General features: G+C 36.3%; 17 protein-coding genes. 1 reads left to right on the forward strand and 16 read right to left on the reverse strand.

The window, feature by feature from the left end; all coding sequences use genetic code 11:
* Nucleotides 1-25: 25 nt before the first annotated feature.
* From F0365_RS09225 to F0365_RS09280, 12 genes are all read right to left on the reverse strand, one after another.
* Nucleotides 26-517, reverse strand: a complete 492-nt coding sequence (locus F0365_RS09225; protein WP_169933426.1) for a GIN domain-containing protein — start codon at nucleotides 515-517, stop codon at nucleotides 26-28.
* Nucleotides 518-897: 380 nt separating this feature from the next.
* Nucleotides 898-1,716 carry a 3-deoxy-8-phosphooctulonate synthase gene (gene kdsA / locus F0365_RS09230; RefSeq protein WP_169933427.1) on the reverse strand — a complete coding sequence of 273 codons (819 nt, stop codon included), beginning with the start codon at nucleotides 1,714-1,716 and terminating at the stop codon, nucleotides 898-900.
* A 15-nt stretch (nucleotides 1,717-1,731) separates the two neighbouring features.
* The gene (locus F0365_RS09235) at nucleotides 1,732-2,133 is read right to left on the reverse strand and encodes a rhodanese-like domain-containing protein (protein ID WP_169933428.1); all 402 of its coding nucleotides are present in this window, start codon (nucleotides 2,131-2,133) and stop codon (nucleotides 1,732-1,734) included.
* Entirely contained in the window at nucleotides 2,133-2,453 is a 321-nt protein-coding gene (locus F0365_RS09240) for a rhodanese-like domain-containing protein (protein WP_169933429.1), read from the reverse strand. Before F0365_RS09240 ends, F0365_RS09235 begins: the two co-directional genes overlap by 1 nt.
* Nucleotides 2,454-2,460: 7 nt before the next feature.
* Nucleotides 2,461-3,876: an MBL fold metallo-hydrolase gene (locus tag F0365_RS09245; protein WP_169933430.1), complete on the reverse strand. Its 1,416-nt coding sequence runs from the start codon at nucleotides 3,874-3,876 to the stop codon at nucleotides 2,461-2,463.
* A gap of 179 nt (nucleotides 3,877-4,055) precedes the next feature.
* Nucleotides 4,056-4,754, reverse strand: coding sequence for a thioredoxin family protein (locus tag F0365_RS09250; RefSeq protein ID WP_169933431.1), 699 nt, complete (start codon nucleotides 4,752-4,754; stop codon nucleotides 4,056-4,058).
* Entirely contained in the window at nucleotides 4,751-5,230 is a 480-nt protein-coding gene (locus tag F0365_RS09255) for a TlpA family protein disulfide reductase (RefSeq protein WP_240961586.1), read from the reverse strand. Before F0365_RS09255 ends, F0365_RS09250 begins: the two co-directional genes overlap by 4 nt.
* A 104-nt stretch (nucleotides 5,231-5,334) precedes the next feature.
* Entirely contained in the window at nucleotides 5,335-5,829 is a 495-nt protein-coding gene (locus tag F0365_RS09260) for a YkgJ family cysteine cluster protein (protein ID WP_169933432.1), read from the reverse strand.
* Between the two features lie 182 nt (nucleotides 5,830-6,011).
* Nucleotides 6,012-6,362 (reverse strand): hypothetical protein, encoded by a 351-nt coding sequence (locus F0365_RS09265; protein WP_169933433.1) that lies wholly within the window; start codon nucleotides 6,360-6,362, stop codon nucleotides 6,012-6,014.
* 238 nt (nucleotides 6,363-6,600) lie between these two features.
* Nucleotides 6,601-7,488, reverse strand: coding sequence for a bifunctional 5,10-methylenetetrahydrofolate dehydrogenase/5,10-methenyltetrahydrofolate cyclohydrolase (locus F0365_RS09270; RefSeq protein WP_169933434.1), 888 nt, complete (start codon nucleotides 7,486-7,488; stop codon nucleotides 6,601-6,603).
* A gap of 190 nt (nucleotides 7,489-7,678) precedes the next feature.
* Nucleotides 7,679-9,007 (reverse strand): signal recognition particle protein, encoded by a 1,329-nt coding sequence (ffh, locus tag F0365_RS09275; RefSeq protein WP_169933435.1) that lies wholly within the window; start codon nucleotides 9,005-9,007, stop codon nucleotides 7,679-7,681.
* 186 nt (nucleotides 9,008-9,193) lie between these two features.
* Nucleotides 9,194-10,075 (reverse strand): Brp/Blh family beta-carotene 15,15'-dioxygenase, encoded by an 882-nt coding sequence (locus tag F0365_RS09280; RefSeq protein WP_169933436.1) that lies wholly within the window; start codon nucleotides 10,073-10,075, stop codon nucleotides 9,194-9,196.
* Between the two features lie 85 nt (nucleotides 10,076-10,160).
* Here F0365_RS09280 and F0365_RS09285 point away from each other — a divergent pair, with 85 nt between their 5' ends.
* On the forward strand, nucleotides 10,161-10,922 hold the full coding sequence (locus F0365_RS09285) for a bacteriorhodopsin-like (RefSeq protein WP_169933437.1): 762 nt from the start codon (nucleotides 10,161-10,163) through the stop codon (nucleotides 10,920-10,922).
* Between the two features lie 547 nt (nucleotides 10,923-11,469).
* Here F0365_RS09285 and F0365_RS09290 read toward each other — a convergent pair.
* From F0365_RS09290 to F0365_RS09300, 4 genes are all read right to left on the reverse strand, one after another.
* Nucleotides 11,470-11,901, reverse strand: a complete 432-nt coding sequence (locus F0365_RS09290) for a peptidylprolyl isomerase (RefSeq protein ID WP_169933438.1) — start codon at nucleotides 11,899-11,901, stop codon at nucleotides 11,470-11,472.
* A gap of 315 nt (nucleotides 11,902-12,216) precedes the next feature.
* The gene (locus tag F0365_RS16460; RefSeq protein WP_206071270.1) at nucleotides 12,217-12,378 is read right to left on the reverse strand and encodes a hypothetical protein; all 162 of its coding nucleotides are present in this window, start codon (nucleotides 12,376-12,378) and stop codon (nucleotides 12,217-12,219) included.
* A gap of 330 nt (nucleotides 12,379-12,708) precedes the next feature.
* Nucleotides 12,709-13,122 carry a hypothetical protein gene (locus tag F0365_RS09295; protein ID WP_169933439.1) on the reverse strand — a complete coding sequence of 138 codons (414 nt, stop codon included), beginning with the start codon at nucleotides 13,120-13,122 and terminating at the stop codon, nucleotides 12,709-12,711.
* 85 nt (nucleotides 13,123-13,207) lie between these two features.
* A complete protein-coding gene (locus F0365_RS09300; RefSeq protein WP_169933440.1) occupies nucleotides 13,208-13,717 on the reverse strand; it encodes a VOC family protein in 510 nt (169 codons plus the stop codon).
* Nucleotides 13,718-13,806: the final 89 nt, after the last annotated feature.

The following is a 13,806-nucleotide window of genomic DNA, read 5'->3' on the forward strand; positions in this document are numbered from 1 at the left end:
CATTTTAAATCTATAAATAGATGTTTTAATCTGTAGCTACCAGCACTCCGTCAACCGTTTCATTAGTTGTTTTTGCATTGGTACTAATTACTTTACTGTCATTAGAACGCAGTATTTGAAGTTCTTTAATTTCTGTGTCACCAGTATTTACAACGGCACCTTTTTTGGCAAGGATGACCATCCTATCTTGATACGTAAAATTTGTTAAAGTTACTTTGCTGTTACCAGTGATAGAAAGTGCTTCTATATCGTTGGTGTAAATGCGAATTTTAAGTCCAGGAATACTGTTTTTTGAATTTTGTGTAATGACCAAAGAATTATGATCAGATGTGATGTTCAAGCTTTTTAGATCTTTAGAATTCTTATTAAAAACAAGTTGACTTTTACTAGAATGCACTATTTCAACTTGAGCCTCTGTATCAATTTTGATTTTGGAGAAATCCTCTACTTCCTGAATACTTTGTGCGGTACATAATCCTACAAATAGGAGAGCCGTTGCTACTATTATTTTTTTCATGTCTTAAAGTTTTAATTGTTAGTTACTTACTAAGTAGACTTGAGATTTTCTTATTTGTTACAGTATCAACGCGTTTTGTTTTATTTTAAAGTCTTTAAAATCATTTTATGATAAACAAAAAGTTATGATATAGCACTGTTGTAGCTGCTTTAGGAGGTGTTTCAGTAGGAGTAAAACATACTTAGATAACATCTATCAATACAGCTTCTCTTTAATTTTGAGTTTAAAAAGCAATTAAAGATTACCTGATTGCCTTTTATTGGAATAGTATTCTAAAAGAACTTTGTAGCACTTTATTTATAAAGTTCTAGTGGCGTGACCCCAAAAAAAACGCTGCTATTTTAAAAATAGCAGCGTTGAATTTGAAGAGCTTTGAAGTCTTAAAACGAATTGATTGTTTTTCTAATAGCAACCAGCCTGGTAAGAAGTCCTTCTAAATGTTGAAGATCCAGCATGTTAGCTCCGTCGCTTTTTGCATTTGCTGGGTCAAAATGTGTTTCTATAAATAAACCATCTACGTGGTTGACAATGCCAGCGCGAGCGATTGTTTCTATCATGTCAGGCCTTCCACCAGTAACGCCACTGCTCTGGTTAGGTTGTTGTAAACTATGTGTGACATCGAGAACGGTAGGAGCAAAGGCTCTCATGGTAGGAATGCCTCTGAAATCCACAATCATATCTTGATAGCCGAACATCGTTCCACGATCTGTGATCCATGCTTTATCGCTTCCTGTATCTTTTACTTTTTGTACTGCATGTTTCATTGCTTCGGGAGACATGAACTGGCCTTTTTTAAGGTTCACTACTTTGCCGGTTTCTGCGGCTGCGACAACTAGATCAGTTTGTCTTACGAGAAATGCAGGGATTTGCAACACATCCACATACTCTGCCGCCATTGCGGCATCGCTTACCTCGTGAATATCTGTAACCGTAGGAATATCAAATGTTTCAGAAACTTTACGTAATATTTTTAATGCATTCAGGTCTCCTATACCTGTAAAACTATCAATACGACTGCGGTTTGCTTTTTTAAAACTTCCTTTAAAAACATAAGGTATTTTTAAATGATCAGTGATTTTGAGCACTTTTTCGGCTATTCTTAATGCCATATCTTCTCCTTCGATGGCACATGGTCCAGCGAGTAGAAAGAAGTTATTTGCATCTAAATGTTTAAGTTTAGGTATACTATCAAGTTGCATAAAATGCTATTTTAATTAATTTCTGACGATTACTTGTCTGCCGCTTTCTTCCCATTTGGAAATACCACCTTGCATATCATAAATAAGAGTAAAGCCTCTATCTTGAAGAATCTGAGCACAACGCAAACTCTGGCCACCTTTATTACAATAGATAAGAAGCGGTTCGTTTTTATTTAATTGATCGAGGTAGCTATTGAGATCATCATTTTCTACCTCAATATTAATAGCGTCTTTAATGTGTTTGTCAGTAAAGTGTAGTTTGCTGCGCACATCAATTACCTTCACTTTATCCAACTCCATCAAGTTAGCTGCTTCTTCTACAGTCACCTGTTTGATGACACCTGGTTGGTCATTAAAACAGCTCTGTATCGGGAGTACAAGAAAGGATATGAGTAGTATTTTAAATAGGCTTTTCATTATTCCGGGATTGCTGTATCTCCATCCCAATTGCTGTAACCGCCAGTAAGGTTAAAAGTGTTTTTTAAACCCAATTGCTCCATGATCTGGCAAGCTTGCATACTTCTACTACCAGCACGGCAGTAAACATAATAACTCTGGTCAGCATCCATGTTATTCATAGCGTTCATGAATTCTTGAGGTTTAAATATATCGTAATGTAAAGCGCCTGGAATAATCCCTTCACTTACTTCTTCATCGGTGCGGACATCGATAATGAATCCATTAGTATCTTGAGCTGTCTGCTCTTTCCATTCTAGGTTGTTGAGATCTGTTATCATAATATTTTTATAAGGAACAATTGCTTGTAGCAACTATTTTTTGATTTTTTAAATTCGTATTCTTAATGGCTCCATAACCACCTTCTACATTTATTACATTTTTAATACCGTTAGCCTTTGCAATACTAGAAAATATAACAGATCTATAACCACCGGCACAATGAATGTGATAAGTGGTATCAGCATTTAATTTTTTTACTTCTTTATGAACCGCATTTAAAGTATGCAGCGGCACACTACTTAGGTGTCCAGTTTCATATTCGCCTGGCTTGCGGGTATCTATAGGGTTTTTTACAGACCCATCTTCTAACCCGTCTATAAAACCTTGTGCAGTACAATTTTTAATAGTGGAAACTTCTAGCCCATTGTTTTTCCAAGTGTCAAAACCACCTGATAAGTATCCTTGGGCATTATCATAACCTACACGAGCCAGTCTGGTTACCGCTTCTTTTTCTCGCCCTTCTGGGACAACTAGAATTATTTTTTGATCTATATTTTCAATTAGAGCACCTACCCAAGGGGCAAACTGTCCATCCAAACCTATAAACCAAGACTCCGGAATGGCACCTGCCGTGTATTCTTGTGGTGATCTTGCATCTAACACTAAATATTCAGGATCTTCAGCGAGTGCTTTAAAAGCGGCCAATTTTATAGGAGTTATTCCTCTTGCAATAACTTCGTCTATGCTAGAGTTAACGCCTTTATTCATCCATACATTTTTAGGAAAGTAAGCTGGAGGCGCTGCTATACCAGTAGTAACTTCTTTTATAAAATCTTCTTTACTTATGGAAGTAGACAAGGCGTAATTGGTTTTTTTCTGATTGCCTAAGGAGTCGCTGGTTTCTTTACTCATATTTTTACCACAAGCGCTTCCTGCTCCGTGAGCTGGATATATGGTAATGTGATCTGGTAAAGGCATGATTTCATTTCTTAAAGAATCATACAAATGAGCGGCAAGATCTTCTTTGCTTAAGTCAGATTTCACGGCCAGATCTGGTCTTCCTACGTCTCCTATAAAAAGAGTGTCGCCAGTAAATATAGCTTGTTCTTTTCCTTCTTCGTCTTTTAAAAGGTAACAAGAAGATTCCATGGTATGTCCAGGAGTGTGTAATAATTGTAAAGAAATTTTTCCTATTTTAAATACTTGTAGGTGTTCCGCTTTCGCGAAAGCGTAACTAGTAACAGCATTTGGACCTATAACAATAGTAGCCCCAGTTTTATCTGCTAGATCCACATGCCCAGAAACAAAATCTGCGTGGAAATGGGTGAGAAAAATATAGGTAATGGTCACGCCATCTTCTAAAGCGCGGTCTATGTATGGTTGTACCTCACGAAGAGGGTCAATGATAGCAGCTTCTCCGTTTGAGGCAATGTAGTAGGTTCCTTGAGCAAGACATTTAGTATAATATTGTTCTAGGATCATAGAGTAAATTTTATGCAAAAGTACAATTTAAAAATCTCAGAAATAAGAAAAGCTCATGAGTAGATCACTAGCTTGTATAGAAAATAGTGATGGTAACTTGTACCAGGAACAATCGGAGTGCATCGATATAAAAGAATCTTTTACTATTCTCTTTTCAATTCAAGGACTCCTGTATAGGCTTATTTGATACGGCATCCTATAGCCGTAGATGTAGTAACCTTGATACGTTCACCGCTAAGCAAGGCTTGTAAAGCGTTTTCAAGATAGGCATTTTTTACAGCGTTTGCATCTTGATAATTATCATCAATGGCACCTATGTATTTTACGATAGGGTCTTTGCCTTCTTTTTGGAGTAAGAACACATGAGGAGTTTTAGTCGCACCATACTGCGGGTAAATTTGCTGCCCAGCATCGAACAAATAGGGGAAAGTAAAGCCTTTTTCTTTTGCTCGTTCTTTCATAGCCTTAAAACTGTCGGCAGGGTATTCTTTTGGATTATTAGGATTGATGGCTATAACAGGGTATCCTACATTTTTATATTTCTGGTCTAAGGCTATAATTCGGTCTTCATACGCCACACTATAAGGGCAATGATTGCAAGTAAATATAATTATAAACCCTTTTGCATCTTCAAAGTCTTTAAGAGATGTAGTACTGCCATCTGTGTTTTTTAAAGAAAAATCTGTTGCTGCATCACCTATATCGTAGCCTTTTGTAGTGCTAATTTCTCGCTCTATTTTTTTATTAATTTTCTCTTTATTAGGCACTGGCCTTTCTGCAAATAGCTTTTTATGCTCTCTATGATCTAGCATTCCAAGAAAAAATGAAATTGCAAGTCCGCCGATTAAAAGGATCACTAATATTTTCAAGGTTTTCATAGAAATTTATTTATGGCATCTTCCAATTCATCATAGGTCAATGCTTTGTTGTAAAATTGTTTTTTGTTTTTAGAGATAATTAAAGTCACCGGTATAGCACCATCCCAGTGATGGTCAACTAGGGGGATCCACTCTGCCGCATAAGGATCATCTAGGAGTAATACCTTAGACCTTATTTGATGGTTTTCTAAAAAGGGTTGGACAGCAGTTGTTATACTTTTTGCTTCGTCTAAAGAGATTAAAATAACATCTAATTGATTTTTATAGGAAGCACCTATTTTTTCAAAATAGGGCAATTCATCAATACAAGGAGCACACCAAGTTGCCCAAAAATTGATCACTTTAATCTTTTCATTATCTGCAACAAGAACTTGTTTTAATCCTTCCTGATCTATAGGGACTACTTTTGCAATAGGACGTTGATCACAGGAGAGCACTGTTAATAATAAAAATCCAAAAAGTATTTTCAGTTTCATTATTACAAAGGTAATGGAGGAAGGGCTGACTCAAAAAGAGTTTAACAAAAGTTGGCTCAGAATTTAAGAAATTATAACAAAAACTATGTAGTAAGTCAGTCTAATTATGTAGTTAATCGAGCTTTCATGCGTTCTACTATCTTGTAGGCAGCTGGACAAATGGACGTATTTTTTACGGTAAGTGTTCCTATTTGATAAATTTTCCTTCGGTCTGTATGTGGGTATTCGCGACAGGCTTTGGGTCTTACTTCATAGATAGAACAATAATTATCTGCTCCTAGAAAATGACATGGAGTTTGCTGTAATACATAGTCCTGATCTTCATCAACTTTTAAAAATTGGTCAATAAAGTCACTGGGCTTCATTCTAAAATGCTTAGCAATCCTATCGATATCAATATTGGTAAATAGAGGTCCTGTAGTCTTGCAACAATTGGCACAAGTAAGACAGTCTACTTCTTCAAAAACTTCATTGTGGATTTCTTGAACGGCACCGTCTAGTCCTTTTGGTTTTTTCTTGCGCAATTTTTTAAAGAAGTCTGTGTTTTCTTTTTTCTTCTGTTGTGCTAGTTGAGGAAGTTGTTGGAGAAATTCTTCCATAAGGGATACCCATTTTATTTTATGAACTCGTATTGGAGTGGAGCAATTCTTTAGAGCGCCAGTTAATTATTGAAATAGGAAAAAGAAGTGTGTTGATTTGTAAAAATCTAAGGTACTATCTATTTGCCAATCTGTTAGCTTCTACACTAAGAAAAGTGCTCCTTGAACTATAAAAATTAAAATTACAGAATGATTTTATGATAAACAAGTGCTCCAGTGCAGTCTTCATAAGGACCGCAAATAGGAGTAAGCTCTAATAGTATCTCCTTGTTTATCTCATAGGAAAAAGACCCATTACCGCTTTGTGATTCCTCTAGTTGATCCAATGCTACGTATTCTCCATTAGGAGCGATTAAAAATTTAGTCAATTTAATTTTTATAACTGCGTTTTCAGCACTATAAGTTCCTTCTTCGTACCCCTTAAAACCTAAAAATTGATTTGTTATTATGTTTTCTCCACTGAAGGAGCAGCTATAAGTCCCATCTGATTTGAAATTATAGAAAGATTTTATCTCCACATCATCTAGTGTCATCTTAGCTTCCCAATCGCCAATAAGCTCAGAATCTATACGAATGGAATCTTCATCCTTAGAACAGGAATATGTTAAAACAATAGTTTAAAATAAAAAGCTCCATTTTTTCATAGCCTTGGTTTTGTTTAAGATGCCTTTCAGTACAAATAGTTTCGTGCTTTTGTACTATTTTATTCCTGCCTATCGTACTGGCACTGATAGCTCGAAAATAGCTTCCTAACAATACCTGTCTATGGGACTATTTAGCAGCCGCTCTATGACGTTCTCTAGCTAATAGGGTATTCTTAAGCAGCATTGCAATGGTCATGGGTCCAACACCCCCTGGAACAGGAGTAATGTAACTTGCCTTTTTAGAAACATTTTCAAAATCTACATCACCAGTGATATAGTAGCCGCGTTCTCGAGATTCATCAGGTACACGAGTAATTCCTACATCTATAATAACTACATCATCTTTCACCATTTCTGCCTTTAGGAATCCTGGAACGCCAAGAGCGGTGATAATAATGTCTGCTTGAGAGGTGATTTGAGTTATATTCTTGGTATGACTGTGAGTAAGTGTTACGGTAGAATTACCAGGGAATCCTTTCCTTCCCATTAATATACTCATAGGTCTTCCAACAATGTGTGATCTTCCAATAACAACCGTATGTTTCCCTTGGGTTTCTACACCATAACGATCTAGTAATTCGAGTATTCCAAAAGGAGTAGCAGGAATAAATGTACTCATGTCTAGGGCCATTCTACCGAAGTTAGTAGGGTGGAAGCCATCCACATCTTTATCTGGATCTACCGCCATTAGGACCTTTTGGGTGTCAATTTGTTTAGGCAGTGGCAACTGAACAATAAATCCATCGATTTCAGGATTGTCATTTAGTTTTTTAATTTCTTGAAGAAGTTCTGTCTCGCTAGTAGTGTTAGGTAGGCGTACCATGGTACTTTCAAATCCTACACGTTCACAAGCACGCACTTTAGAACCTACATAAGTAAGGCTGGCGCCATCATTTCCTACAATTACCGCAGCTAGGTGAGGTACTTTCTCACCGTTATTTTTCATTCCTTGAACGGTCTCGGTGATCTCGTCCTTAATGTCATTACTGGTTTTTTTTCCGTCGAGAATAATCATAGTTGTATATAAATATTAGTGCCTGTGTAAAATTCATAAATAACTTGTTAACTAGGAAGTTTAACTACCTACATTTATTATCTAGTTGTTAACGATAAGGTTTGCGAGACGTTAAAATGAGATCTAAAAACAAAACCCAAGCGTTAACTCAGGATTTGTTCTTTGAACTATATTCCAAGTCGTTCACTTACTAATTCATGTTACCTAGAGCACTCATCATCGCTTTCCCTTTACCACCTTGCATCATCTTCATCATTTTGCTCATTTGGTTAAATTGTTTCAGTAATTGGTTAACTTCAGTTACTGAAGTACCGCTGCCTTTTGCAATACGCTTTTTACGAGAGCCGTTAATTACCATAGGTTTTGTTCGTTCTTCTATAGTCATGGAGTGTATAATTGCCTCAATACCTTTAAAGGCATCATCATCAATGTCCACATCTTTGAGCATTTTTCCTGCACCAGGAATCATACCCATAAGATCTTTCATGTTACCCATTTTCTTGATTTGCTGGATCTGAGAAAGAAAATCGTCAAAACCGAATTGGTTCTTTGCAATCTTCTTACTCAGCTTTCTAGCCTCTTCTTCATCAAATTGTTCTTGCGCGCGTTCTACCAGAGAGACTACATCTCCCATTCCTAGAATACGGTCAGCCATACGTTCTGGATAGAAAATGTCGATCGCCTCCATTTTTTCTCCAGTACCTATAAATTTAATAGGCTTATCTACTACAGATTTGATCGATAACGCAGCACCACCACGGGTATCACCATCTAGTTTTGTAAGAACAACACCGTCAAAGTTCAAAATATCATTAAAAGCCTTTGCCGTATTTACAGCATCTTGACCGGTCATGGAATCCACCACAAATAAGGTTTCCTGAGGTTGAATTGCTGCGTGAACATCTGCAATTTCCTTCATCATTAGCTCGTCTACCGCAAGACGACCTGCTGTATCTATGATCACAGCATTAAAACCGTTTTCTTTTGCATAGGCAATTGCCGCTTGAGAAATCTTTACGGGATTCTTCTCTTCGCGATTAGAAAACACTTCAACTCCTACACTTTCTCCTACTACATGCAATTGATCTATTGCCGCAGGGCGATAAATATCACAAGCTACTAGGAGTGTTTTTTTACTCTTTTTAGTTTTTAGGTAATTAGCTAGTTTACCAGAAAAAGTAGTCTTACCAGATCCTTGAAGACCAGACATAAGAATTACGGTAGGATTACCACTTAGATTAATCCCAGCGGCATCTCCTCCCATAAGGGCTGTGAGCTCATCTTTTACTATTTTGGTAAGAAGTTGGCCAGGTTTCAGTGTGGTAAGTACCCCTTGACCTAATGCTTTCTCTTTTGCACGAGCCGTAAAATCCTTAGCGATTTTATAGTTCACATCGGCATCTACGAGAGCGCGACGTATTTCTTTAAGAGTATCTGCAACGTTTACCTCGGTAATGCTTCCGTGTCCCTTAAGGACGTGCATGGCTTTATCGAGTTTGTCAGTTAAATTATCAAACATATTTTTGACTCATTTTTTGAAGACTGCAAAGATAGTATTTCAGAGGTTTATCTTCAAGGTTTTCATTTGGTTTGTGATCTAGTTGTTGAATACCGTTTTTGTTTTGCAGGAGTGGGGCATCAGCTTATTGTTTTGTTCCGCTTTCGCGAAAGCGGAATTACAATAATCTATTAAAAATTTTACATTTTACTTTTTGTGTAAATGATTCATGACTACTACATGAGGAAAAGTGATACCGCCTAAAAAAGCAATAATAGTAGAGAGAAAAAGTGTAGTGTAATCCTTCAAGAAATAATAGAGTACGCTTAGAAATACCAGAGCGGCTATCCAATAGAGTAAAGAATTTAACATGTATTTTTTAATAGAAAAATTAGAGACGGTTCCTTCTAAAAATACAATTTGACTATGGATAGATGGAATGCTGTGCCATAGGATAAAATAAATAGCAAATCCCCATAATAAACTAGCGGTTTGAAATATGGCATATATAAGGACTAAATAAAAGATTTCTCGTCCTATGGTTTTCAACGATAAGGGCGATAGCACTTTTATAGAAGTTAACGCCAATAGTGCTACTGAGGCGATCAAAGGATACAATAGTGTTGTGTAGGAAATTTGTACATTTATGAGGTCATTTATGATGAGTACGCTCTCTTTATGGTGTATTAATAATAAGGTAAGTATAATACTAAAGCCATAAGAAAATAGAAATATACGAGATAACCAAGATGTAGCTAAATCGTATTTTTCAAAATGTTCCTGTCCAAAATGGTAACCACTTATCAAAAGGAATAGGGTTAAAACTATTTCTGGCACAAAGAAAAATAAGGCAAATCCAGCAAGAACTATCAGTGTATACAACGATATAAAGAGGATTATTTTTTTTAAACTCAATCTTTTAGAGTTAAAATAAATTTTCAGATCATTTGCTCCATGTCCTACTCCTATGGTTAAAATTAAAAAATAACTGAGCGCAAATTCCATATAATCAGGTATTTGTATGGATACCCATAAGGCAAAAAAGCTTAGTACCATAATGATATCGTACAAGTGAAATTTCTTAGACATTTATTTTGTTCAATTTTAACATTGTAAAGTTAAACAATATTAATTCTGATTGTGTATCTTTACGGGAATATAAAAACCAATAAATATGATTAATTTACTTTTAAATCTTGAGGTGGCCAAAATGGCCACAAATGACTACGTAGGCTTTACGTTTTTCATTGGAAGCATGGCCATGATGGCAGCAAGTGCTTTTTTCTTTTTGTCCTTGAGTCAATTTGACAGCAAGTGGCGAACTTCTGTATTAGTTTCAGGTTTAATTACCTTTATTGCAGCAGTACATTACTTTTACATGAGAGATTATTATGCTGCTTTCAGCGAGTCTCCTACATTCTTCAGATATGTAGACTGGACACTAACAGTGCCGCTTATGTGTGTTGAGTTTTACTTAATCCTTAAAGTTGCTGGTGCAAAGCTCGGACTTATGTGGAAGTTGATTTTCTTGTCTGTAGTAATGCTTGTAACTGGATATTTCGGTGAAGTTGTTGCGATAGGAAACCCTACTGCTCAGTGGATTTGGGGTCTTGCTTCAGGAATTGCTTACTTTATTATAGTTTACATCATATGGTTTGGTGAGGCTAAGAAACTTGCTGTTGCAGCTGGCGGTGCCGTATTGAAAGCACACAACGTGTTATGCTGGTTTGTACTGGTAGGATGGGCTATTTACCCACTTGGTTACATTTTAGGTACTGAGGGCGGTCTATTTGGTTTACAATTAGTAGAAGATCCAAAAGTAGCTCAAGAGGCTATGGATGTTGTTTACAACATCGGTGATGCTATTAACAAAATAGGTTTCGGTCTTGTGATCTTCGGTCTAGCCGTTGCATCTACTAAGAAATCAGAAGCATAGTAACTATTGACTTTATTATAGTCATAAATGGCTCCTTGTAAAAGGAGCCATTTTTTTATGCTTTTTATTCATGTTTTGATATCCTCAGAAAAAATACGGACGTCCAATGGAGTTATTTCTTTCTTTGGATGTGCACCTAAAGCAAAGCCCATTGAACTTTATTGGATAGTCTTTACTATGGCGTTGGGATGGGATAGGTAGTTTATATAACTTCTAATTCAAAAACTAGAACTTATCTGATAAGTGATTGGTTTTTATGGACTCTCAGGTGGAAATTGCTCAGATTTGAGCAAACACTGTTGACCTCTAGTAGTACAGGATGTTTGAAGTAAGTATGCTACAGTTAGTAAGGATTGTGTTCGAGCTGTACGACCATGGCTTCAGGGAAGTATAGGTGTTATTCGATCCAAGCTTTAGCTTTTCTATTTATTTTAGGGTACGCTATTCGATGTTTTAACTTTCATAAGAGATAAGTGTTTCAAATAAGTCTAAAAAAAAGCCCATTGAGAAAATCTCAATGGGCTTTACTGTATAATAGAAGTGAGGATTAGTGGATCTCCACTACTTCTAGTTCAAATACCAGGTCTTGACCTGCAAGTGGATGGTTTGCATCTACTATAATATGATCTTCTTCTACTTGCGCAACACGTAACTGACGTTCTGTGCCATCAGGGTTTTTTGAAACAAGTCCCATTCCTACCTCCGGTTTAATTTCTTGTGGTAATTGAGTTCTTTCAACTTTATGGAAAAGCTCTTCCATGATTTCTCCATAAGCTTCTTCTTTAGGGATTTCAATAGTTTTCTTCTCGTTTACTTTCATATCAACAAGGCCTTTTTCAAAACCTGGTATCAACGCTCCCTGACCTAATTGAGCTTCTAAGGGCTCTTTTTCGGCAGAAGTATCAAATACTTGTCCGTTTGCTTTTAATTTTCCTGTGTAATGCACCTTTACAGTGTCATTTGCTTTAACTTGACTCATAAAATTGTTATTTTTTGTATCGGCTACAAAGGTATGGTTTGTAAATACTTATCAAAGTTTAAAGCCCTTTAATGCTGTTATATTAAGAAAGGCTTAACGATTACACCGGTAAAAACTCAAATATAACAGATGACCCATTTTTTTTTAATCAACCAAACCAGTCTAATGTCGAGCTCTTACATTTATTAAATTCGCTTATCTCCAATTCTAAGGAGCAAATTTTTGCTTTCAGGGCGGTAACAACCCATCTGAAGCGACCGCAAAAATGGCAGTCGTCTGTAGGAATGCTCTGATGAATCACTTCAAAACACATATTTAAAGGCCATAAAATGGGTGCCATATGATCTTAGAGTGGGGCATTAATCCTGTAGAGGGTGATAGTGGCAGAAGGCCTATATCTTCTTTATCAAAATTAAAATGAAGATCTGTTTTAATAATACGTGTGCTCTTATCCAGTTGGTCAGGTAACGGATCCAAGTGGTGTTCATTTAGCCCCTAAACTATATGTTATGCTGTTGCAGGACTTTTCATATTGCGCAAAAGGCTCCAAAACATTAAAATCCAAACCAAAAAAGCAAAGGTCATTGGTATTAAAATTTGCTTTTATGGCTTGGAGTATTTTAGGGTTTATTTTATAAATTAATGCTCGTCATGATCCAATACAAGATAAATGACAAGTAGGTCAGCAAAATCTGTGTTATCTGAGAATCTGTAACCGACATTAGGTTAAAGAAACCCCATGTTTTCTTTCATGTGAACGATCGCTTCAATAAATTAAAAATGCATTTATCTAGTGGAATAGCCGCTTTATTTTTTTAATGTGCCAGTTGCTGAGTAGCCCCAGTCCGAATATCCATTTCCATCTTCATTAGACACGTGTCTGGTATGATATATAGAAAGTTCGTCTTCTGATGTCCAAGAAAGGGAGTAGAATTGAGTCTCTGTCCATACACCACCAGTATCCATCCAGAATGCGTTGAGCTGTCCACCATAACCTTTGCTCATCATGACTTCTTTGGAAAAATCTTTTATAAGATCTCCATCGTCATCTGTTCTAGTCATGTAGACGTTATTTTCTTCTACAAATAGTCTTACAAAGACTGTCCCACCGTCGGCTTTATTTAAAGTTCCTTCCCAAAGTCCATCAAAGTCCTTTGCTTGAGCAAACGCACTGCCTATACCTGCGCACAGAAGCAATGCAGTAAAAATCCATTTTTTCATAATTAAATAAGTTTGTTATCAGGTAAAGCTAAGCATGTTATATTTAAATGCAAATACCCCATATGGGGTATTTTACACCGTTTTATTAGAGGTACGCACCAGAAGAATAGGTCAATTCATAACTGTGTGTGTAAATTTCAAATACAATCCCGAAAGGGTCTTCTACATAGCACATTTTGTAAGGCTTGTTATCGGGATAGTAGGCTCGTATAGGCATTCGCTGCTTGCCACCTGCAGCTACAATTTTAGTTACTAATGTTTCTATATCTGGATCTTGAATACAAAAGTGAAAGAGTCCGGTATTAAAAGGATTGAAATCAGGAGCTTTTTTAATACCAAAAGGGAAGGAAAATAATTCTATTCCTATTCCATCAGAGGTAGAGAGATGTGCGATTTCAAACTCTTCCCAATCGTTACCAAAGACATCAATACACATTTGACCTATGGCTGTGTCTGTTTCTTTTTTCACTTTAGAAGGTTGCATGATCACGTACCACCCCAGTATTTCAGAATAGAACTTTACGGCTTTGTGAATATCAGGTACTGTGATTCCTATATGAGAAAATGATTTTGGATAATTTTTATTAGAAGACATATGGAGTTTTTAGAAGTGCAAAATAAGTATATATTTGCCTTATGTGCAATAACTTACTTTTAAGTAATATACGTACTTAAAAGAGTAAA

Source organism: Nonlabens sp. Ci31 (genome assembly GCF_012974865.1).
GTDB lineage: Bacteria > Bacteroidota > Bacteroidia > Flavobacteriales > Flavobacteriaceae > Nonlabens.

Coding starts and splice junctions, on each gene's coding strand:
- F0365_RS09285 (WP_169933437.1), top strand. CDS start 10,161: ATGATTAATTTACTTTTAAATCTTGAGGTGGCCAAAATGGCCACAAAT.
- F0365_RS09255 (WP_240961586.1), bottom strand. CDS start 5,230: ATGAAACTGAAAATACTTTTTGGATTTTTATTATTAACAGTGCTCTCC.
- F0365_RS09280 (WP_169933436.1), bottom strand. CDS start 10,075: ATGTCTAAGAAATTTCACTTGTACGATATCATTATGGTACTAAGCTTT.
- F0365_RS09295 (WP_169933439.1), bottom strand. CDS start 13,122: ATGAAAAAATGGATTTTTACTGCATTGCTTCTGTGCGCAGGTATAGGC.
- F0365_RS09290 (WP_169933438.1), bottom strand. CDS start 11,901: ATGAGTCAAGTTAAAGCAAATGACACTGTAAAGGTGCATTACACAGGA.
- F0365_RS09300 (WP_169933440.1), bottom strand. CDS start 13,717: ATGTCTTCTAATAAAAATTATCCAAAATCATTTTCTCATATAGGAATC.
- ffh (WP_169933435.1), bottom strand. CDS start 9,007: ATGTTTGATAATTTAACTGACAAACTCGATAAAGCCATGCACGTCCTT.
- F0365_RS09250 (WP_169933431.1), bottom strand. CDS start 4,754: ATGAAAACCTTGAAAATATTAGTGATCCTTTTAATCGGCGGACTTGCA.
- F0365_RS09225 (WP_169933426.1), bottom strand. CDS start 517: ATGAAAAAAATAATAGTAGCAACGGCTCTCCTATTTGTAGGATTATGT.
- F0365_RS09270 (WP_169933434.1), bottom strand. CDS start 7,488: ATGATTATTCTCGACGGAAAAAAAACCAGTAATGACATTAAGGACGAG.
- F0365_RS09260 (WP_169933432.1), bottom strand. CDS start 5,829: ATGGAAGAATTTCTCCAACAACTTCCTCAACTAGCACAACAGAAGAAA.
- kdsA (WP_169933427.1), bottom strand. CDS start 1,716: ATGCAACTTGATAGTATACCTAAACTTAAACATTTAGATGCAAATAAC.
- F0365_RS09240 (WP_169933429.1), bottom strand. CDS start 2,453: ATGATAACAGATCTCAACAACCTAGAATGGAAAGAGCAGACAGCTCAA.
- F0365_RS09235 (WP_169933428.1), bottom strand. CDS start 2,133: ATGAAAAGCCTATTTAAAATACTACTCATATCCTTTCTTGTACTCCCG.
- F0365_RS09265 (WP_169933433.1), bottom strand. CDS start 6,362: ATGACACTAGATGATGTGGAGATAAAATCTTTCTATAATTTCAAATCA.
- F0365_RS09245 (WP_169933430.1), bottom strand. CDS start 3,876: ATGATCCTAGAACAATATTATACTAAATGTCTTGCTCAAGGAACCTAC.